This is a genomic window from Caldicellulosiruptor hydrothermalis 108 (assembly GCF_000166355.1).
In the GTDB taxonomy this organism is placed as follows: Bacteria; Bacillota; Thermoanaerobacteria; order Caldicellulosiruptorales; family Caldicellulosiruptoraceae; genus Caldicellulosiruptor; species Caldicellulosiruptor hydrothermalis.
This window is the reverse complement of the sequence record NC_014652.1, coordinates 729,034-748,876: the sequence shown is the minus strand read 5'-3', so window position 1 is coordinate 748,876 and position 19,843 is coordinate 729,034. Positions and strand designations below refer to the sequence as shown.

Below are 19,843 nucleotides of genomic sequence, written 5' to 3'. Positions count from 1 at the left end.
TCACCCAAATTCATTATTTTGAATAAACCTAAGTTTTGTTGCAGAAAATAAACTTTGAAAGCTGCAAACTCAAATCAAAATGGAGGTATTGAAGATGCCAGACAGAATCACATGCAATGTTTCCGACTGCATGTACTGGGATAACAAAAGATGTACAGCACCATCAATTGAAGTTTCTGTAGATGGTGGCGGATCTTCTGCCCATGGAACAAAGGAAAAAACAAACTGTCACACCTACCAGCTTCGAAGATAACACCTATCTTTTGACTTCACTTCCATAAGGACAGACCCTCATGCATATGCCGCACACCTGACCCCGCCCAATGAACTTAAACTTTTCCTTCATATAACTGCTGCATGCATGGGGGTCTATCATCTCGTTCCTATCAATACCTAAATGCCATGTTCTTCCATAGATTGCCTGTGCAGGACAGCTCACAACACAAAGATTACAATCGCCACATTTTGGTTCAATAATATTATTTTTAATTTCATTTTCTGGTTCATATGTTGTGAGAATTGTCCCAAGGCGCACACGCGGCCCAAATCTTTCATGGACAAAAAGATTACTCTTCCCAATAAAACCCATGCCAGACAGTACCGCTCCTATTTTGTGTGACAGCACACCCGAAAACCCATTGTCCTTGCCGTGGACACTTTGTGATGCAGCAACGCTCATGGCAAAATATCCTTTTGATTCCAAAAACAGCACACCTTTTAAGGTCAAAAGGTCAATGAGGTTATTGACAGCTTTGTAGTGGTGATAGTATGTAAATGTTGGAGAGTCAACAATTTGGTTAATAATGGCATCTGAAAGCTTTATAACCACTGTTATGCAAGTTTTGAACATCTTCAAATCATCTGGCAAATATTGATTTATGGAAGAAAATCCTACATCACTTGCACCTTCGCTAAGTAGCATCTTTTTAAGTTCTTCCAAAAGCATTTTATAACCACTCTCTCTTCTAAAAAATGAAATTCAAAACTTCCTCTATATTTGACATACCAAAGACTTCAAGCATGCTATCAGTCTGAATTCTTTCCATATTTCTCTTTGGAACGATAGCTCTTTTAAACCCCAGCTTTTTTGCTTCATTCAATCTTTTTTCTATATTCGACACAGCTCTAATCTCGCCTGTCAAACCCACTTCACCTATTAATACAGTATCTCCAATAGGAATTCCTTTATAACTTGAAGCTATTGCACACACAATGGCAAGGTCTGCTGCCGGCTCTGAAACCTTAAACCCACCTGCGACATTTACATATATATCTTGACTATTTAACGCAAGTCCAATCTTCTTTTCAAGCACAGCACAGAGCATCACGCATCTGTTATAATCAATTCCAGTTACTGTTCTTCTTGGCGTACCAAAAGATGTTGGTGTGGTAAGGGCCTGTATCTCTAAAAGAATAGACCTTGTTCCTTCTATTGCAGAATAAATAGCAACACCCTCAACATTGTAGCTGCTTTCTAAAAAAATGCTTGAAGGATTTTTTACTTCAACAAGTCCACCGTCTGTCATCTCAAAAATCCCAAGCTGGTTTGTAGGACCAAATCTATTTTTGTAAGCTCTGATTACCCTATAGGTGTTAAACCTCTCTCCTTCAAAATACAAAACACAGTCAACCATGTGTTCTAAAACCCTCGGTCCTGCAATAAGACCATCTTTTGTCACATGCCCCACAATTACAGCTGTGATTTTATAAGTCTTTGCAATTTTCAAAAGCTGCATTGTCACATCTCTGACCTGGGTTACACTTCCAGGTGCTGACTGGTTTTCTGGCATATACATTGTCTGGATAGAATCAATTATAACAAACTCTGGTTTTGTTTCTAAGATAATATTTTTTACTAAATCAAAATTGGTTTCACACACAACATCAAAGTTTCCATCTATATTGAGCCTTTGTGCTCGAACTTTTAGCTGGTTTGCTCCTTCCTCGCCTGATACATACAAAACCTTCATTCTTCCACTTAATATATTTGCAACCTGCAACAGCAGGGTTGACTTTCCAATCCCCGGCTCACCACCAAGCAAAACAAGCTCTCCCTTTACAAATCCGCCACCAATGACAGTATCCAGCTCTTCTATGCCAGATAAAAATCTTTCTTCTTTTGTGCTGACATTAGAAAGTTTTAATACTGCTGAGTTCTCTTTTGAAATAGAGATAGTTTCTTTTTTGTTTTGGTCTATTCTTTCAAGCACAAAGGTATCCCAGCTTGAACAGTTTGGACATCTTCCAAGCCATTTTGAGGTTTTAAAGCCGCACTCCTGGCATACATAAACACTTTTCATCTTCATTTTAAATTCTCCTCAAAATCATTTCAAATCCACACGATATATTTTTATCATATTTTCACACATTTATAAAGAGTTATGATATAATCTAATCGATAGGGTATTTAAGTTGAGGAGGTCTGTTTTTCTAAAATGAAAGTTCTGCACCTTATAAGCGGTGGTGATACAGGGGGAGCAAAGACACATATAATAAACCTGTGTTCAAAGCTAAAAGATGTTGTCAGTCTTAAAATTATATGTTTCATGTATGGACAATTTTATGAAGAGGTAAAAAATGCTGGAATTGATATAGATGTTATTCAGCAATCTTCTCGATTTGACTTAAGCGTGGTTGACAAGATTGCGCATATTGTTGAGGCTGAAGGTTATGATATAATTCATTGCCACGGCGCAAGAGCAAATTTCATTGGAATGTTTCTAAAACGAAAAATCAAAAACAAGCCATTTATCACAACAGTACATAGCGATTTTGATTTAGATTTTCAAGATGTTTTTTATAAGAGAGTGGTGTTTTCATATCTGAACAAACTTGCTTTAAAAAGATTTGACTATTTTGTCTCTGTGGGCTCTGCACTAATTGACAAGATAAAAGGGCTTGGGATAAGAGAAGATAGGATTTTTCTTTTGTATAATGGTTTTGATTTTTCAAAAGAGATACATTATGTGCAAAAGGATGAGTTCTTATCAAAGTTTCTTGACAGAAAAGTATTTGATTCCAAAATAGTTATAGGAAACTTAAGCAGGTTATACAAGGTAAAAGGTTTGGATGTATTTATAAAAGCTGCAAATATAATAGCTAAAAAATATCCTGATGTCATTTTTTTAATTGGTGGAAGTGGTCCTCAAAAGGAGTTTTTAAAGCAAATGATAAATGAATACAATTTGAACGACAGGGTGTTTTTACTTGGCAGTATAAAAAATCCATATGACTTTTTTAATAGCATAGATATAAATGTCATCAGTTCATACTCTGAAACATTCCCATATTCAATCTTAGAAGCAACAGCACTTGAAAAGTGTTGCATATCAAGTAAAGTAGGTTCTGTGCCAGACCTAATTGAAGATGGGAAAAATGGTTTTTTATTTGACGTTGGAGATTATAAAGGGCTTGCTCAAAAGATAGAAATTCTTTTGCAAAATAAAGATCTCATCAAAGAGTTTGGACAACTTCTTTCTAAAAAAGCAAGAGAAAGGTTCTCTGCAGAAAATATGGCAAGGATGCAATTTGAGATTTATAAAAGCATACTTTCGAAAAAATAAAAGGGCTACCTGCTTCAAAAGTCTTATTTTCAAACCTCTTAGCAAGGTAGCCCTTTTGATTTTAAGACCTGAGAATTTCACAGCCTCACGTTTCTTTCCTTGCTGCTAATTCTTATAACCTCACTTACCTCTGATACAAAAATCTTACCATCCCCTGGATTTCCTGTTGAACAGCACTCCAAAATAATGTCAATCACCTTTTCAAACTTCTCATCACTCACAACAATCATCACAAGCACTTTTGGAAGAAGGTCTACAGTGTAGCTTCCGGCTCTCCACTGCAAGGTAATACCGCGCTGTATACCTCTTCCTTTAACTCTCATAACTGTCATTCCGTATATGCCCTCTCTTTCAAGGCACTCTTTGAGGTCGTTGAGCTTTTCCTCTCTTATGATGGCTTCTATTTTCTTCATCTCAAAACACCCCCAAAATTAAATTCCGCCATAAGCCTCTTCGCCATGCTGGGATATGTCAAGACCAACAGTCTCCTCTTCATATGTCACAGCCAAGCCAACTGTTCTGTCAATCACTTTTGAAGTTATTATGGTCACAATAAACGAAAATGCCCAAACAACTAACACCGAGATAAGTTGAACAAAAAACAGCTTGTAGTTTCCAAGCAAGAGCCCATCGTTTCCTGCTGGATTTACAGCCTTGCTTGCAAATATGCCTGTTGCAAGCGCCCCCCAAGTTCCACCCATTCCGTGGCAAGCCCAAACATCTAACGTCTCATCAAGTTCTAATCTTTCTCTAAGTCTAATACAGTAGAACGATATTATAGATGCAACTGCACCAATAACAATTGCTGAAAGAGAGTTTACATAACCTGATGCAGGTGTTATTGCAACAAGCCCAACCACTGCACCTGTTGCAATTCCAATTGCGCTTGGTTTTTTGTAAAGCCAGCTTATAATCATCCAAGAAACTGCAGCTGATGCAGCAGCAATATTTGTTACAACAAATGCGTTGACACCAATCTCGTTTGCAGCAAGGCTGCTACCGCCGTTGAACCCGAACCAGCCAAACCAAAGCAAAAACGCCCCAACAAGTGTTAAAGGAATATTATTTGGCTCCATCTGAACTTTGCCAAAGTCCTTTCTTTTTCTTAGCACAAGCGACAGTGCCAAAGCTGAACTACCTGCAGTGATGTGGACAACAGTACCTCCTGCAAAGTCAAGTGCTCCCAAGTTTTTGAGCCATCCACCTTTTGCCCACACCCAATGTGCAACAGGGTTGTAGACAAATATTGACCATAGTAATGTAAAAAGTATATAACTGCTAAATTTTATTCTCTCAACATAAGCACCTACAATAAGTGCAGGAGTAATTGCTGCAAACATCATCTGAAATGCCATGAACAAAAGGTGTGGGATTGTTGCTGCATAGTCAGGGTTAGGCTTATATCCAACATTTTTTAATCCTGCCCACTCAAAGCTCCCAATCAGTCCAAACTTGTCAGGTCCAAAAGCCATGCTGTAACCAATCAAAACCCATTCAATGCTGATAAGTCCCAGAGTCAGTGCTGACATGGTAATTGTGGAAAGAAGGTTTTTTCTTCTGACCATACCACCATAAAAAAGACCTACTGCTGGTGTCATCAGCATAACCAAAGCAGTTGAAATTAAAACCCATACAATATCAGCATAGTTCATCCAAAACACCCCCAAATTTTATTTTGAAAGTCTATATCCGCCTAAAATGCAAAATGGGGACATACCTTTTTTGGTATGCCCCCATTGGCAATTACAATTTTATTATATTCTCTTCTTTGTAAATTGTCAATAGGTGAAAGAGAAAAACTTCTAAATTGCAAAAATAAAAGCTCCTTGGAAAAAGGAGCTGCAAAAATTCTTTTATCTTTTCGAGAACTGGGGTGCTCTTCTTGCTTTCTTGAGACCGTATTTCTTTCTCTCCACCATACGTGGATCTCTTGTAAGAAATCCTGCCTTTTTCAAAACTGGTCTTAAAGTTGGGTCAGCAAGCACAAGTGCTCTTGCAATTCCATGTCTTACTGCACCCGCTTGACCAGAAAGACCGCCGCCTTTAACCTTTGCAATCACATCATATTTGTTGAGCGTTTCAGTAAGTGTCAATGGCTGCTTTACAATAATTCTCAATGTCTCAAGAGGAAAATACTCTTCCATGTTCTTATCGTTCACAATAATTTTGCCACTTCCAGGTGAAACCCAAACCTTTGCAACAGAAGTTTTTCTTCTACCAGTTGCATAGTATTTTACCTGCGCCACTTTCATATCCTCCCCTTACAAAACTATATTTCCAGTACTTCTGGCTTCTGTGCTGCATGTGGGTGATTTGGTCCTCTGTAAACTTTGAGCTTTCTCATGAACCTATCTCTCAGCCTATTTTTAGGAAGCATTCCGCGCACCGCAATCTCAATTGCCTTCTCTGGATGCTTTTCAAGAAGTCTGCGATATGGTATGAACTTGAGTCCACCTGGATACTTTGTATGATATCTGTATCCATCCTTGTCAAGCTTTTTGCCAGTCAACACAACCTTTTCAGCATTGATTACAATAACATAGTCGCCAGTGTCAACATTTGGAGTAAACTGCGGTTTGTGCTTGCCTCTCAAAATCACAGCAATTTTAGCTGCAAGCCTTCCAAGCGGCTTTCCTGTTGCATCAATAACATACCACTTCTTTGGAACCTCGTTTGGTTTTGCAAGGTATGTCTTCATCGCTTCTCCCTACACTCCTTTTGAAATTTTGTTTTCTGAAAATCTATATTATCAACTCATACTCGGGGCCTCATTTTAAAACATAAAATATTCTAATACATTATATTGTCAATGTCAATTGCTTGGACAAGGATTTTTACTCTAAAAACACAAAGCATCTGATAAAAATTTTGGTAAAATATAAATGTAAGCTCTTGATTGATAAGAAAGGGGGAAATCTTATTGAAATATTTGGTTGCACCGGATAAATATAAGGGATCGTTTGACGCTTTAGTCGCATCCGAAATAATAAAAGAAGCTATTGTTGAGGTTGACAAAGGTGCAGAAGTTTTTCAGCTTCCGCTTGCCGACGGTGGAGAAGGAACCCTGACAGCTCTATCTAAAATTTTTGGTGCCAAAATAGAACAGGTTGAGGTAAATGACCCTCTTTTTAGGAAGATCAAAAGCAGGATAGGATTTTTTGAAGACAAAGCAATCATTGAAATGGCAGAATGTTCAGGTCTTCTTCTTTTAAAAGATGAAGAAAGAAATCCTCTTTACACAACAACATATGGTGTTGGTGAACTCATCAAATACGCAATTTCAAAAGGAGTTAAAGAAATCATCATTGGCATTGGCGGCTCTGCAACAAATGATGCAGGTACAGGAATGCTGAGCGCGCTTGGAATGAAATTTTTGAATGAAAATGGAGAAGAGTTAAAACCAATCGGAGAAAACTTGATTAAAATAAAAAAGATAGATGATTCAGAATTTTTGAAAGATGTTCGCAAAGTAAAATTTACAGTTCTGTGCGATGTTACAAATCCATTGTACGGAGAAAACGGTGCAGCGTATGTGTTTGCACCTCAAAAAGGGGCAGATGAAAATGCTGTAAAGCTTCTTGATGAAGGATTAAAAAATTTTGCAAATGTCGCCAAACAGTATCTTGGAAAAGACCTATCAACCTCAAGTGGAGCTGGTGCTGCAGGGGGCTTGGGATTTGCACTTTTGGCTTTTTTGAACGCTCAGTATGTCTCGGGAATAGATTATATACTAAGCGCTTCGAACGCTGAAGAACACGTCAAATCGGCAGATATTATCATCACCGGTGAAGGAAGATTTGACAGGCAAAGCTTATCTGGAAAATCTACAATTGGAATTGCAAGACTTGGTGCAAAGTTTGGCAAAATGGTAATTGTTATTTCAGGGTCAATTGATTGTCCTTTTGAAGAGTACACAAAAGAAGGTATAACCTCAATTTTCTCTATTGTTGATATGGCATCATCACTCGACAGATGCCTAAAGGAGGCACCACGACTACTTAAAGAAACTACAAAGAGCATTGTGAATTTGATTTTAAGATCAAAAAAGTTTTAAAAAAGCAGATAAAATCATCAGGGCTATTCCTCTTTCTTTACGGAATAGCCCTGAACAGGAAGTTTCACTCTATGCAAAAACAATGTGGATATCCTGTGTCATACCACTTTTCTGGCAATTTGATGACCAAAGCGTTTTCTAACTGGTCAAATTCAAGCTTACCTTCAAATCCCAAAAGTTTTACTTTTTTTACAAAAATACCACTTGATAATCCCAAACTTTTGATGATTGCCTTGTGGTCCCCTGGATACTTCATTTGAAAGGCAAAAATTTTTCCATCTTTTTGGGTAAATCTAAAATCCTCTGGCGTCCACTCAAGTTTTTTCTCCTGAAAAGCTCCACCTTGCCCTTTTGTCGGACCTTCTCTATATCTTTTCCATGGACGCGTCCCATATATACCTTCTCCATTTACTCTCATCCATTTTGCAATCTCATCAAGAATATAAAGACATTCATCATCCAGCGTGCCATCTGGTTTTTGCGGAATATTCAAAAGAAGGTTTCCACCTTTGCTGACAATATCAATAAGCATTTCAATTACCTGTTGCGGGGTTTTATAAACCGCTCTAACATCATAAAACCAGCCACCTAAACATGTATCCGTCTGCCATGGATGAGATAGAATATCTTCGGCTGCTCCACGTTCAATGTCCAAAACACCAATTTTATAGACTTCTGGGTTTGTGTCTTTTTGAGTGTGCACTGCTTGGTTTATACCACCGTGATTCTTTGCACTTGTATTGTAAAGATGCGCGACAATATTGAGTCCAACTTCTCCAAAAGGAACACCGCCGTCTGTATATAAAAAGTCTGGTTCATATTGGTCAATCAAATCTTTGATTCTTAAAAACCATTTCATATGCCACTGGGGATTGGGCGAGTACCAATTGACAATCTTCCCATGCTGTTTTTCCAATTCGTACTCGTCCCTATTTGGATGATAAAAATCCTCATAGGCCGGATCATTTCCATCATATGGGATACCTTTATATGATCCTTTTGTGTCATGCCCTTTACTTGGTGCAAACCATGAAAAGCTTGCAGCCAGATGTTCTGATACACCAAACGGAAGTCCTCTTTCCCTTGCGGCTTTGCACCACATTCCAACAATATCTTTCTTCGGGCCCATATTTACTGCATTCCACCTATGGTACCGAGAATTCCAGTTATCAAAGTTATCGTGGTGAACAGCCTGAGCAACAAAATACCTTGCACCTGCTTTGATATACAGATCAATTAGTTCCTCCGGCTTAAACCTTTCGGCTTTCCACATCTGAACTATGTCTTTGTAACCAACCTTTGAAGGGTGATCATATTTTCGCCAGTGATAGTAATATTGTGGCTCTCCTTCTCTGTAGATATTTCTTGCATACCAATCCCCATACATTGGAACACTCTGAGGTCCCCAGTGCGCCCAAATTCCAAACTTTGCATCCAAAAACCATTGAGGGCATTTGAATTGTCTTAATGATTCCCAAGTAGGTGAAAAAGGACCTTCTTGGATGTTAAAATTGATTTTTTCCATTTCTCTTCTACTCCTTCTTTGATTTTACCTTTCAAAATTTGTATTAGGTTTCGAAAGAACCCTCTCAATCTCATTATAATCTGGAACAGCTGGCAAGGCTCCTTTTTTTGTTGCACAAAGAGCTCCTGCAACATTCGCTTTTCTTGTTATTTCTATTAACTTTCCAAACGAAATATCTTTTAACGTGCCTATTTTCCAAATTTCGAACAAGATTAAAGCCATAAAACAGTCTCCACATCCTGTTGTATCGACAGCTGTAACCTCGATAGATGGTACTCTTTCTTTATTGCCACCGCAAAACACAATAGTTCCTTTTTCCCCCATTGTAACAAATAGAAGTTTTACTTTATCTTTGATCATCTGGTAAAAATCTTCTGGATAGAGAGCATAAAGATTTACTTCTTCCAAGGAAACTTTTAATATATCTACGTAACCTAATTTGATAGGAAGCATGATTGTATCTATTGCCAGGTTTTTGCTTTCCCATAGCGGCTCTCTAAAATTTGGATCATAGGAAATTAATAATCCATTGTTCTTTGCAATTTCCAAAATATGAAATGTTGTCTTTCTGTTAGTGTTATGTGTCATAGATAAAGAGCTGAAGTGGAGAATCTTTGAAGATTTTATTATTTCCTCTTCAATTTCATCCGGAGTTATGTAAACATCTGCACCATGTTTTCTTGAAAAACTAAACGATCTTTCTCCTCTTTCGTCAACTTTTACAAATGCAAGGGTAGTAAAATATTGATCAGTAATCTTTAGTCCAGACACGTCTACCCCTATTTCTTCTAATTTATTTTTTATCATTCTTCCAAACATATCGTTCCCTACTTTAGAAATAAGAAAAGTTTTTCCACCCCACTTTGCAATAGCACCTGCTACATTAGTAGGTCCACCCCCAATATTGGCTTCAAACAAATTTCCTTCTACGTTCAAAAAATCAATAAGCGCTTCTCCAAAACAAACTATGCTCATGGAAATACCTCCCAACAAATCTATGAAAATAGCTTAAAACCCGCAACCATCAAAGTGGGCCCCTCATATAAAAGGATATGAGGAGCCCACTTTCCACTATTGATAGAGCAGTGGCTTTATTTGCGGTGAATCTACATTTTTCTTGTCATACCAATAAAATCCGCTATCAATCTTCTTAGGTAGTTTTTCACCTTTTATTGCTTTTATAGCAGCCTCAACAGCCTTGTATCCCATTCCAATAGGATTTTGAGTAATAGCACCAGCTTCAATTCCAGCTTTTATTGCATCGATTTGCTGTTTACCTGAATCATATCCTACAACCACTATTTTCCCCACTTTTTTCAACTCTTTTACTGCATTCAAAACACCTATTGCTGAACCTTCATTTGCTCCGAAAATACCTTTTAGCTTAGGATGAGCTTGAATAATAGCCTTTGCAAGATCTGTAGATTTTAGATGGTCACCTCCACCATATTGAATATCTACAATCTTTATCTTGGGATATTTTTCTTTTATTCTGTTAACAAATCCATCTCGTCTGTCAATTCCTGTTCTACTTGTTTGGTCATGAACTACAAGTGCTATTTCCCCTTTATACCCTATCAATTGAGCCATTTTATCGGCAGCAAATGCTGCAGCTTTAACATTGTCAGTAGCAACAGTTGTAACCGGAATATCACTGTCAACGCCTGAGTCAAATCCAATAACTGGAATACCCATTGATTTTGCTTTCTTTAAATATGGAATTACAGCTTTGCTATCTAACGCTGCAATACACAGAGCATTTGGTTTTTTAGCCAACGCCGCTTGAAGCATTTCTATCTGCTTGTCAACCATTGATTCCGACTCAGGTCCTTCAAAAGTAATTGTTACATTATAATCTTTTGCAGCTTTTTCTGCTCCTCTTTTAACAGCTTGCCAAAATTGATGTTGAAATCCTTTTGAAATCATTGCAATGTAAAGTTTCTTACCTGTAGTCTTTTTTGCAGTTTTAGCCAAAGTACTTTTTGTAGCATAAATAAAAGTTAATGAAACTAAGAACACCACACTTACAATTAATGAAATAATTCTAAACCACCTTTTCATAGAAAAAACCTCCTTTTTTTGTTTTTTTATTAGCCTTTTGCAAAAACGCTCAAGATGAGCGTTATCAAGCTTTACATAGAATCAAAAAAGACTGGTCACCCTCCTCATAATTGTAGTAAAATATGATTATATAAAACAAATTTTCTACTATGAGGAGGGTTCCAAAATGTTCAACACCAAACCTAAACAACTTTCTTTCATAGACCTATTCTCCCACCTAAAGGCTTTGGCTCTCTACAAGCCTGAAAGCCTCTTGGGCTTGTTCAATAAATTCATTGACTTGTCACATTATATACCTTCTTCTTTCTACAATGCCTACTACAAATATTTCGGTAAGCATAGATACTTCTCTTTAGAATCTATGCTTTGTTGCTTCCTCGTCCAAAAATTGCTCAAACTCAATACTTTAACTCAGCTTCGTGCTGTCTTACTCAACTCATTCGAACTTCGCTCATTTTGTAATCTTCATGGCAATGTCCCTTCTATCTCTACTCTCTCTCGCTTTAGAAAAATATTTGCAAGTGAAATCCATAAACTTTTTCAAAATATCTCTATCCATGCACATAATATTTCCATCCAACAATGCCCTCAAGATTCTTCAATCTTAATCTTCGACACAACAGGTATTGTCCCAAAGGTTCGTGAAAACAATCCTAAATTCATTCATCTACTGCTGAAAAATACCTCAAAAGCTAACCCTGAACTTCCCTCTGAAAAAGTCTACTCTCTCGTTTATTCTTCTTTGCCTAAAACTGCTAACGCTAATTCTAACATCCGTCTTATGTTTGTAAATGGCCATTTCTGCTGGGCTTTAAAATTTGCAGTCATTACCAACGCTCTCGGTATCCCTTTAGCTTTAGTACCTCTGTTTAACTATGATTCCCCTTCCTCTGACCCACAAGAAGCAAAAGCTATCTCCGACTCTAAAGGTTTAATTCCTTCGCTCGAAACTTTATTCTCTTATATCCCCAAAAATTTCTCCACTTTCATCGCCGACAGTGCTTTGGATTCCCACAACATATACTCCACTTTAAAAAATACCTTTAACTTCTCCAAAATCGTTATTCCACTAAATACAAGAGCTTCTAAAAATACTACACCTACATCAGACCCCAATATCGTTATTTCTGAAGATGGTATCCCTATCTGCAAAAAGTTCAACAAACCTTTTAAACCCGAAGGCAAATGTCAGGGTAAAAATCGCTCTTTGCGCCTTAAATGGACTTGCCCTATGTCACAATACAAAGATGGCAAACGCATCTGCTCTTGCCCTCAGCCTTGTACTACCTCTAAATCGGGTAGAATGTTCTATACATACCCAGATAACTTTCGCTCTTTCCCAGGTATCAACAGAAATTCACAAGAGTTTTTTGACCTCTACAAAAAACGTGTCGCTGTAGAGCAGACTATTTACCACCTGAAATCCTACATGGGCTCTGATACTATCTCTACTTATGACCATATTTCTATTTTCTCTGATTTCTTGCTATCTGCCATTACTTTCTCGCTCTTGTTTATTCTCGCTCACAATATCAAACTCTATTGCTCTAAATTGACTATCAAAAAACTTAACAAGCTCAAAAAACTTATCGCTTAATACTACTATTTTTTAAATCTATTTCTTACAAAAAATTTCTGGTTTTGTTTTTACTTAACCTTCTAAAACAAGGAGTTAAGAAGGCTTAGGATATTATTGTCTTTTTTGAAGTTGTTAATTTTTGTCATATGTTTGTTGCTGATTATTTTTGTTGGTATTGATAATATTTGGTTTTCACTTCTCTTTTCTTTTTGTATCTTGATTGTATTTCATGTTAGTATTGGTGCCTTTTACCTTCAATCACCACCTATTTTGCAAACGCCTATTGTTTTTTTATTTTATTTACCCTTAAATAGGGTAAATAAAATCCTATTTAGTCCGTCTTCTTCTAATAATGTCTAAATATACAGCTCCTATTACAATAATTCCACTTATAACAATTTGCCACTCTTGTGGAACAGAAAGAATTCTCAAACCATTTGTAAGTGTACTCATAATAAGTGCACCTATAACAGTTCCAATTATTGATCCTTCTCCACCACTCAAAGAGGTACCGCCAATAACAACAGCTGCTATTGCGTCTAATTCATAACCTTGTCCTAAAGCAGGCTGAGCTGAATTCAATCGTGAAGCCATCAATATCCCACCAATTCCTACAAAAAATCCACATAACATGTAAATTATTATTTTCCACCTGTCCACATTTAAACCTGAAAGTCTTGCGGCTTCTTCATTACTACCAATGGCAAAATCATATCTACCAATTGCGGTTTTTGTAAGGATAATATTTGCAATTATTGCAAAAAGAATAAAAATTAAAATTGCGTTTGGAATATCAGCACCAGGAATTATCTTTCCAATTATTGAACCCATAGCAATATCTGAAAAACTTGGAGCATCAGTATAATAAATTGGAGTTGCACCTGAGATAACAAGTGCTAAACCTTTTGCAATCATCATCATACCAAGTGTTGCAATGAAAGGAGGAAGTTTCATTTTTGAAATGACAATTCCATTTACAAAGCCACATAGCATTCCTGTACCAATTCCTCCTAATACTCCTAACCATACTGGAAGATGCCAATATGTAATGAAAACTCCACTCATTACAGCTGATAGTGTCATAACTGTTCCAATAGAAAGGTCTATTCCACTTGTTATAATTACAAAAGTAACACCCAATGCTAACATTCCATTTACACATGTTGCAAGAATTATTGATATAATATTTTCAAATGTGCAAAAATTGGGAGATGCCAGTGAGAAAAATACAAATAACAAAAATAAACTTCCAAACATAAGAAGTTGCCGTAAGGCCTCTTTCCTAAAACCACGAAATTTTTGAGTAGTTTCCATTCTTATACCTCCAACTTTAAAATTATATAAGATTTAGAATTAGTTTTCATACATCGTAGCATATTTCATTATTAATTCCTCTGTTGCTTCTTTCCCACTCAGCTCCGCTGTTATTCTTCCTTCACACATAACTATAATTCTGTGACTCATACGTAAAATCTCTGGCAACTCAGAAGAAATCATAATTATTGATTTTCCTTCATTTACAAGTTCATTCAACAATTTATATATTTCATTTTTAGCCCCTACATCAATTCCCCGCGTTGGTTCATCAAATATCAAAATATCGCAATTTTTCATAAGCCATTTTGCAATAATAACTTTTTGCTGATTCCCGCCAGACAAATTTCTGACTTTTTGATTTAATGAAGGAGTCTTAATTCTTAATTTTTTTACATATTCATTACAAATCCTTTCAGCTCTTTTCTTTTTCACAAAACCTAAGGGGTTTAAAAATTCTTTCATAGAAGGTAAAACCATGTTACTTTCTACGTCTAATCCCAACATTAACCCATATCTTTTTCTATCCTCCGACAGATAAGCTATCCCATGTTTTATAGCGTCAGACGGACTTTTTATATGAACCTTTTTACCTCTTACATAAATCTCACCTGATTCAACTGGATCAGCCCCAAATACAGCTCTTGCTACTTCAGTGCGACCTGCTCCAACCAATCCCGCAAAACCTAATATCTCACCTTTTCTCAACTTGAAACTTACATCTTTTATTTCATTACCTCTTTTTAAATTACTTACCTCTAAAACAATTTCACTATTCTCTTTTACTTCTTTTTCTCTCAAAGTTTCGTAAATTTCTCTTCCTACCATCATACTTATAATTTCATCTATTGTGATTTCATCAATTTTAGCAGTTCCTATATACTGGCCATCTCTCATAACAGTTACTCTATCAGCAATTTGTTTTAATTCTTCTAAGCGATGTGATATATAAATAATCCCCATTCCATTCGCTTTTAGTTTTCTTAAAATATTGAAAAGCTCTTCGACCTCTCCCTCACTTAAAGCCGCAGTAGGTTCATCCATTATCAACACTTCAGAATTAAAAGATAATGCCTTTGCAATTTCAACCATTTGTTGCTTTGCAACAGTTAAATTCGCTACTTTCGTTTTTGGATCTACTTTTAAATGCAACATGTCTAACAGTTCTTTCGTTTTTTTATTCATTTCTTCCTCGTCCAAAAAAAGAGAAAAACTTTTTCTACGAGGTTCTCTCCCTATAAAAATATTCTGAGCAACTGTAAGATGTGGCATTAGATTTAACTCTTGATGAACAATGCTTATTCCCATCTCTTGTGCTATTTTTGGATTTGGAATTTCTACCTCTCTACCTTTATATACAATCCTTCCCGCATCTTTCTGATAAACTCCTGTTAAAATTTTCATCAATGTTGATTTCCCCGCTCCATTTTCACCTACCAATGCATGTATTTCACCTGGCATTAGTTCAAATCTCGCATTTTTTAATGCCTGAACCCCAGGAAAACTTTTCTCTATTCCTTCCATCAAAAGAAGTAACTGACTCATATACTTCTCAACTCCTGCTTTCAATAACATATTATGTTATCCAAGTTATATCTCTGGGTCTTCTCACTTCTTATAAAGTGGGCCAAAATTTTTGCATGCTCTAAAATCTGCTCCTTCCAAATCTTCTGTGCCAAATGCACTCCATGCACTTGGTCTGAATATTCTCTCCTCTTCAACATTATGCATACAAACTGGAATTCTTAACATTGATGCCAATGTGATAAACAAATCACCCACATGCCCATACGTTATTGCACAGTGATTTGCTCCCCAGTTTTCCATCACAGAATATACGCTCTTAAATACTCCCTTGCCAGTTAGTTTTGGTACAAACCATGTGGTCGGCCATGTCGGGTCTGTTCTTCTGTCAAGTATTTCATGAACATTTGCAGGAAGTTCTACTGTCCAGCCTTCTGCAATTTGAAGGACTGGCCCTAAACCTTTAACAATATTTAATCTTGAGATTGTAACAGGCATGCCGCCTCTTGTTACAAACTTTGTTGAAAATCCACCACCTCTAAAATATCCCAAATTAGCATAACAAAATCTTGTTGCGTCTAAGCACTTTTTAACTTCTTGCTCGGTAATCTCCCAGAAAGGTTTTATCGCAGGCTTGCCGTCAATCTCTTGCTGACCTGTTCCATCCAGTGCTGCAGAACCAGAGTTGATTAGATGGATAACACCATCCTCAAGGAGTCCTTCTGGCTTCCAACCTGTAACTCTATAAATAGCGCTACTGCTCCAATATGTTCGAACATCTGCAAAAATCTGAGCTGTATTTGTAAGTAAATGTCCAAATAACATACATACACCGTTTAAGCTGTCATTTTCAGTTGCAAGTATGTAAGGCTGTCTAAGTCCATTCCAGTCAAATGAGGAGTTTAGAATTGTTTCCATAAAGTCACCGTTTGGGAAGTGGTCTGTCCATTGACGCTGCCCTTGAAATCCTGCCAAAATTGCATTGTGACCAAGGCTTTCTTCTGGGTATCCTAATGCTTCAAGTTTTTTATTTCCAACCATCAAATCTCTTGTTATTATACCCATCTTAACTACAAATTCCCATACTTCATCCTTCTTTTTTCTGTCAACTCTTTTCTCCGGTGGATTAGGGTCTTCTCCTTCCCTACAATTATTTTTTATCCACTGCATTGCCCTTTCAAATTCTTCTTGGTCGTATATCTTTTCTTCTATCCGCCTTATTATTTCGGACATGTCAACATACTCAACTCTCATCCCAAGATAATCCTCAAAAAAGTCAGGGTCAACAATAGAACCTGCAATTCCCATCGATACGCTCCCAATTGAAAGATAAGACTTATTTTTCATTATAGAAACTGCTAAAGCACTTTTTACAAACTTTAAAATCTTTTCTTGGACATCCTTAGGAATTGAAAAGTCGTCTCTGTCTTGAACATCCTTGCCATAGATTTTAAAGACAGGAAGTCCTTTTTGGTTGTGAGCAGCAGATACAGCTGCAAGATACACAGCACCCGGTCTTTCTGTGCCATTAAATCCCCATACAGCTTTTGGAATATCCAATGTCATGTCCATTGTTTCAGATCCATAACACCAACAAGGTGTGACTGTTATGGAAACCCCTACTCCTTCTTTCTTAAAAAGTTCATCTGCCATTCTTGCCTCAACAACACCACCAATACATCGAGGTGGAAGTACACACTTTACCTTCTCACCATTTGGTAAATAAACGTTCTTTTCTATAAACTCTGCCACTGATTTTGCTAATCTCCATGTCTGCTCTTCTAAGGATTCTCTTACTCCACCATATCTTCCATCTATAGTTGGTCTTATACCTACCTTGGGGTAATCTTCAACAAATCTTTTTTCACCTATAAAAACATTTAATCTTTCATTTGACATTTTCAGCATTACTCCTTTCTTTCAGTTTTTGAAATGTAAAACTACACTGGCGAAATGGAAAGTGAGTTCGTGAAACGTTTAGCTTTTGTTTTACAAAAAATAATTTTTGAATTTCTTATTCTACTTTTAGTATATACTCTTTTTCACAACTTGTCAATATATCTAACTAATTTTTTGCTATAAGCTCTTATATAATTGTCGGTTAGTCACAATTATATATCACATTCTTCTATTCACCACAAAAATGGAGAGTCATTTATAATACCTTTTTTCTATTGTCTAAAGCAGTTTTCTATTTTTCCTCTCTTTTGATACAAGGAATCTAAAAATGTTTATAACTTATCACTAAAATTCTCTCTATATGTGCTAAACGTTTCACATTATACGACAAAATAAAAATTTCATTTTTGATTTTATTATATTCTTTAATGCATTCCTTGTCAATCACAAATAAATTGAATAAAAAATTAGTCAAAGCATTTTAAATCATCTTAAAACCAATAAAATCAACATTTGATTTCTTTTATAGACTTTTTTATTAAAAGTTGTGCATCCAACTTTTTAAAGAGAGGAAAATCGCTTTTATCCCCTTTTAATCTTTTCAAAATAAGTTCCGCTGCTACCTTGCCAATTTCCTCTGTCGGTTGCAGCACTAAAGACAATGGCGGTTTTACCATCCTTGCTATTTCAATGCTGTCAAATCCAATCACAGAAAGTTCCTCGGGAATTTTGACATCCTTTTCATTTAAAGCAATTACGCTCCCTACAGTCATATCGTAATTTGTAATGAATACCGCAGTAGGAGGACTATCTTTCTCTAAAAGTTCTATCATCTTTTTAAATCCTGATTCCATACTGTGATAATCACTAAACTTTATATACCCTTCGTCTATTTCCACGTTATAGTCCTTGTGTGCCTCAATATAACCTCTCAGCCTTTCCTTTGCTGTATATATATTTTGCGGACCACATATTATGCCAATTTTTCTATGTCCCATTGTAATAAGTTTTTCCACCGCTTTGTATGAAACCTCAAAATTGTTTACAACAATTGTGTCACAATCATAATCCGGAATTGGTCTATCAATTGCTATTATTGGAATATCTCTTTTTACAATTTTTCTTATATCAGAACCTTTCAAAGAAGTGGGAACAACTACAAGAGCATCTACTCTTTTTTTATAAAGAAAATCAAATCTTTCCTTTTCCAATTTCTCATCATCTTTATAGTCGCACACAACAACGCTGTAGCCTGTTTCAAGCAAGATTGTCTCTAAACTTGAAATAATAGTGCTAAAGAATTGCTCAAATACAGGTATAAGCACTCCAACAGCCATAGTCTTATTTGTCCTGAGCCCTCTTGCAATCTCATTTACCTCAAAATCCAACGCTTTTATAGCCTCTTCAATCAATATTCTATTTTTTTCAAGCACATGTCCTCCATTTAAGTACTTCGAAATTGTGGCAATTGATAATCCTGTGTAGCGAGCAATGTCTTTGATGGTCGCAGGAATTTTTATCACCCTCTTTTGTACAGTAATTTTTATTTTTAGTTTATTTTATCACCTTAAAGCCTTTTCAATCAAGAGTTTTAGCATGTATCGTTTGAAATGTTTGTTGTAAAATTAAATGCAACAGGGTAAAAAAAATTGAAGCCATAGCTTTAAACTGTGTATGATATTAGTTGGAAAGACAAACACATACACAGGAGGTTTGAAGCTACAGCCTATAATAATCATACCACAAAGAGAAGGAAATTTAAACACCTAAGTGAAGCCGAAAGAGGAGCGATAGAAAGACTGATAGAGCGCTTGGTCTGAGCATAAGAGAAATAGCAAAAAGATTAGGCAGAAATGCAAGTACTATTTCGCGAGAGATAAAGCGAGGAACCACAACTCAAATGAGAACTGACCTGAGCACATTTGAAAAGTATTCTTCTCAAACAGGTAAAGCTGTGTATGACAAAAACAGAGCAAGGTGTGGTAGGAAAAGTAAACTTTTGGAAGTGGAAGAATTTTTAAAACTTGCAGAAGAGAAGATGCTGAAAGATAAGTGGTCAGTTGATGCGGTGGTTAGGTACTGCAGACAGGAACTCGGATTTAGCAAAGATAAGAAGGTATGTACAAAGACATTATACAACTGGATAGGAAAAGGGTTTTTGAAAGTAAAGAACATAGATTTGCCAGTTAGAGTTAGATTAAAGCCAAGGAAAGTAAGCAGAAAAGTAGTGAAGAGTAAGCCAAAAGGCAAGAGCATAGAAGAAAGACCACAAGTAGCAAATAACAGAAAGAAATTTGGGCATTGGGAAATAGATACCTGAGACT

The 19,843-nt window shown here is 36.4% G+C and carries 17 protein-coding genes and 1 pseudogene; 5 read left to right on the top strand and 13 right to left on the bottom strand.

From position 1 onward, the window contains the following. The first annotated feature begins 94 nt into the window (after positions 1 to 94). Positions 95 to 253 (top strand): DUF1540 domain-containing protein, encoded by a 159-nt coding sequence (locus CALHY_RS13380; RefSeq protein WP_013402631.1) that lies wholly within the window; start codon positions 95 to 97, stop codon positions 251 to 253. A 3-nt stretch (positions 254 to 256) separates the two neighbouring features. On the opposite strand, the gene CALHY_RS03515 is transcribed toward CALHY_RS13380, so the two are convergent. After that, positions 257 to 946, bottom strand: a complete 690-nt coding sequence (locus CALHY_RS03515) for a 4Fe-4S double cluster binding domain-containing protein (protein WP_013402630.1) — start codon at positions 944 to 946, stop codon at positions 257 to 259. A 19-nt stretch (positions 947 to 965) separates the two neighbouring features. Then, complete coding sequence (gene radA / locus CALHY_RS03510; protein ID WP_013402629.1) at positions 966 to 2,306, bottom strand: DNA repair protein RadA; 1,341 nt, start codon at positions 2,304 to 2,306, stop codon at positions 966 to 968. A 129-nt stretch (positions 2,307 to 2,435) separates the two neighbouring features. Here radA and CALHY_RS03505 point away from each other — a divergent pair, with 129 nt between their 5' ends. Then, the gene (locus CALHY_RS03505) at positions 2,436 to 3,563 is read left to right on the top strand and encodes a glycosyltransferase (RefSeq protein ID WP_013402628.1); all 1,128 of its coding nucleotides are present in this window, start codon (positions 2,436 to 2,438) and stop codon (positions 3,561 to 3,563) included. A 77-nt stretch (positions 3,564 to 3,640) separates the two neighbouring features. Here the strand turns inward: CALHY_RS03505 and CALHY_RS03500 are convergent, their stop codons facing one another. The 4 genes from CALHY_RS03500 to rplM all read right to left on the bottom strand — a co-directional run bounded on the left by CALHY_RS03500 (position 3,641) and on the right by rplM (position 6,261). Beyond that, a complete protein-coding gene (locus CALHY_RS03500; RefSeq protein ID WP_013402627.1) occupies positions 3,641 to 3,976 on the bottom strand; it encodes a P-II family nitrogen regulator in 336 nt (111 codons plus the stop codon). A gap of 18 nt (positions 3,977 to 3,994) precedes the next feature. Further along, complete coding sequence (locus CALHY_RS03495; protein ID WP_013402626.1) at positions 3,995 to 5,215, bottom strand: ammonium transporter; 1,221 nt, start codon at positions 5,213 to 5,215, stop codon at positions 3,995 to 3,997. Between the two features lie 201 nt (positions 5,216 to 5,416). After that, positions 5,417 to 5,809 carry a 30S ribosomal protein S9 gene (gene rpsI, locus CALHY_RS03490; protein ID WP_013402625.1) on the bottom strand — a complete coding sequence of 131 codons (393 nt, stop codon included), beginning with the start codon at positions 5,807 to 5,809 and terminating at the stop codon, positions 5,417 to 5,419. Between the two features lie 23 nt (positions 5,810 to 5,832). Beyond that, positions 5,833 to 6,261 (bottom strand): 50S ribosomal protein L13, encoded by a 429-nt coding sequence (rplM, locus tag CALHY_RS03485; protein WP_013291114.1) that lies wholly within the window; start codon positions 6,259 to 6,261, stop codon positions 5,833 to 5,835. A gap of 222 nt (positions 6,262 to 6,483) precedes the next feature. Between rplM and CALHY_RS03480 the strand changes: the two genes are divergently transcribed. Beyond that, on the top strand, positions 6,484 to 7,617 hold the full coding sequence (locus tag CALHY_RS03480; RefSeq protein WP_013402624.1) for a glycerate kinase: 1,134 nt from the start codon (positions 6,484 to 6,486) through the stop codon (positions 7,615 to 7,617). Between the two features lie 64 nt (positions 7,618 to 7,681). Here the strand turns inward: CALHY_RS03480 and CALHY_RS03475 are convergent, their stop codons facing one another. The 3 genes from CALHY_RS03475 to CALHY_RS03465 form a co-directional block, all read right to left on the bottom strand. Then, positions 7,682 to 9,142 (bottom strand): alpha-L-fucosidase, encoded by a 1,461-nt coding sequence (locus CALHY_RS03475; protein WP_013402623.1) that lies wholly within the window; start codon positions 9,140 to 9,142, stop codon positions 7,682 to 7,684. Positions 9,143 to 9,166: 24 nt separating this feature from the next. Then, positions 9,167 to 10,117 (bottom strand): carbohydrate kinase family protein, encoded by a 951-nt coding sequence (locus tag CALHY_RS03470; protein WP_013402622.1) that lies wholly within the window; start codon positions 10,115 to 10,117, stop codon positions 9,167 to 9,169. A 96-nt stretch (positions 10,118 to 10,213) separates the two neighbouring features. Then, positions 10,214 to 11,203 (bottom strand): ABC transporter substrate-binding protein, encoded by a 990-nt coding sequence (locus CALHY_RS03465; RefSeq protein WP_013402621.1) that lies wholly within the window; start codon positions 11,201 to 11,203, stop codon positions 10,214 to 10,216. A 166-nt stretch (positions 11,204 to 11,369) separates the two neighbouring features. Here CALHY_RS03465 and CALHY_RS03460 point away from each other — a divergent pair, with 166 nt between their 5' ends. After that, entirely contained in the window at positions 11,370 to 12,800 is a 1,431-nt protein-coding gene (locus CALHY_RS03460; protein ID WP_013402620.1) for an ISNCY-like element ISCahy1 family transposase, read from the top strand. Between the two features lie 309 nt (positions 12,801 to 13,109). Here the strand turns inward: CALHY_RS03460 and CALHY_RS03455 are convergent, their stop codons facing one another. The 4 genes from CALHY_RS03455 to CALHY_RS03440 form a co-directional block, all read right to left on the bottom strand. Continuing rightward, on the bottom strand, positions 13,110 to 14,096 hold the full coding sequence (locus tag CALHY_RS03455; RefSeq protein ID WP_013402619.1) for an ABC transporter permease: 987 nt from the start codon (positions 14,094 to 14,096) through the stop codon (positions 13,110 to 13,112). A gap of 39 nt (positions 14,097 to 14,135) precedes the next feature. Continuing rightward, positions 14,136 to 15,641, bottom strand: coding sequence for a sugar ABC transporter ATP-binding protein (locus CALHY_RS03450; protein ID WP_013402618.1), 1,506 nt, complete (start codon positions 15,639 to 15,641; stop codon positions 14,136 to 14,138). A 63-nt stretch (positions 15,642 to 15,704) separates the two neighbouring features. Beyond that, entirely contained in the window at positions 15,705 to 17,519 is a 1,815-nt protein-coding gene (locus CALHY_RS03445; protein ID WP_013402617.1) for an L-fucose isomerase, read from the bottom strand. A gap of 506 nt (positions 17,520 to 18,025) precedes the next feature. Beyond that, positions 18,026 to 19,042: a LacI family DNA-binding transcriptional regulator gene (locus tag CALHY_RS03440; RefSeq protein WP_013402616.1), complete on the bottom strand. Its 1,017-nt coding sequence runs from the start codon at positions 19,040 to 19,042 to the stop codon at positions 18,026 to 18,028. A gap of 177 nt (positions 19,043 to 19,219) precedes the next feature. Between CALHY_RS03440 and CALHY_RS03435 the strand changes: the two are divergent. After that, positions 19,220 to 19,836: pseudogene (locus CALHY_RS03435) on the top strand (IS30 family transposase); the annotation flags it as partial. Positions 19,837 to 19,843: the final 7 nt, after the last annotated feature.

Bases quoted from the DNA above. Each gene is read 5' to 3' on its own strand.
- CALHY_RS03500 (WP_013402627.1), bottom strand. From the start codon at position 3,976: ATGAAGAAAATAGAAGCCATCATAAGAGAGGAAAAGCTCAACGACCTC.
- CALHY_RS03460 (WP_013402620.1), top strand. From the start codon at position 11,370: ATGTTCAACACCAAACCTAAACAACTTTCTTTCATAGACCTATTCTCC.
- radA (WP_013402629.1), bottom strand. From the start codon at position 2,306: ATGAAGATGAAAAGTGTTTATGTATGCCAGGAGTGCGGCTTTAAAACC.
- CALHY_RS03465 (WP_013402621.1), bottom strand. From the start codon at position 11,203: ATGAAAAGGTGGTTTAGAATTATTTCATTAATTGTAAGTGTGGTGTTC.
- CALHY_RS03445 (WP_013402617.1), bottom strand. From the start codon at position 17,519: ATGTCAAATGAAAGATTAAATGTTTTTATAGGTGAAAAAAGATTTGTT.
- CALHY_RS03495 (WP_013402626.1), bottom strand. From the start codon at position 5,215: ATGAACTATGCTGATATTGTATGGGTTTTAATTTCAACTGCTTTGGTT.
- CALHY_RS03450 (WP_013402618.1), bottom strand. From the start codon at position 15,641: ATGAGTCAGTTACTTCTTTTGATGGAAGGAATAGAGAAAAGTTTTCCT.
- rplM (WP_013291114.1), bottom strand. From the start codon at position 6,261: ATGAAGACATACCTTGCAAAACCAAACGAGGTTCCAAAGAAGTGGTAT.
- CALHY_RS03470 (WP_013402622.1), bottom strand. From the start codon at position 10,117: ATGAGCATAGTTTGTTTTGGAGAAGCGCTTATTGATTTTTTGAACGTA.
- CALHY_RS13380 (WP_013402631.1), top strand. From the start codon at position 95: ATGCCAGACAGAATCACATGCAATGTTTCCGACTGCATGTACTGGGAT.
- CALHY_RS03475 (WP_013402623.1), bottom strand. From the start codon at position 9,142: ATGGAAAAAATCAATTTTAACATCCAAGAAGGTCCTTTTTCACCTACT.
- CALHY_RS03505 (WP_013402628.1), top strand. From the start codon at position 2,436: ATGAAAGTTCTGCACCTTATAAGCGGTGGTGATACAGGGGGAGCAAAG.
- CALHY_RS03455 (WP_013402619.1), bottom strand. From the start codon at position 14,096: ATGGAAACTACTCAAAAATTTCGTGGTTTTAGGAAAGAGGCCTTACGG.
- CALHY_RS03515 (WP_013402630.1), bottom strand. From the start codon at position 946: ATGCTTTTGGAAGAACTTAAAAAGATGCTACTTAGCGAAGGTGCAAGT.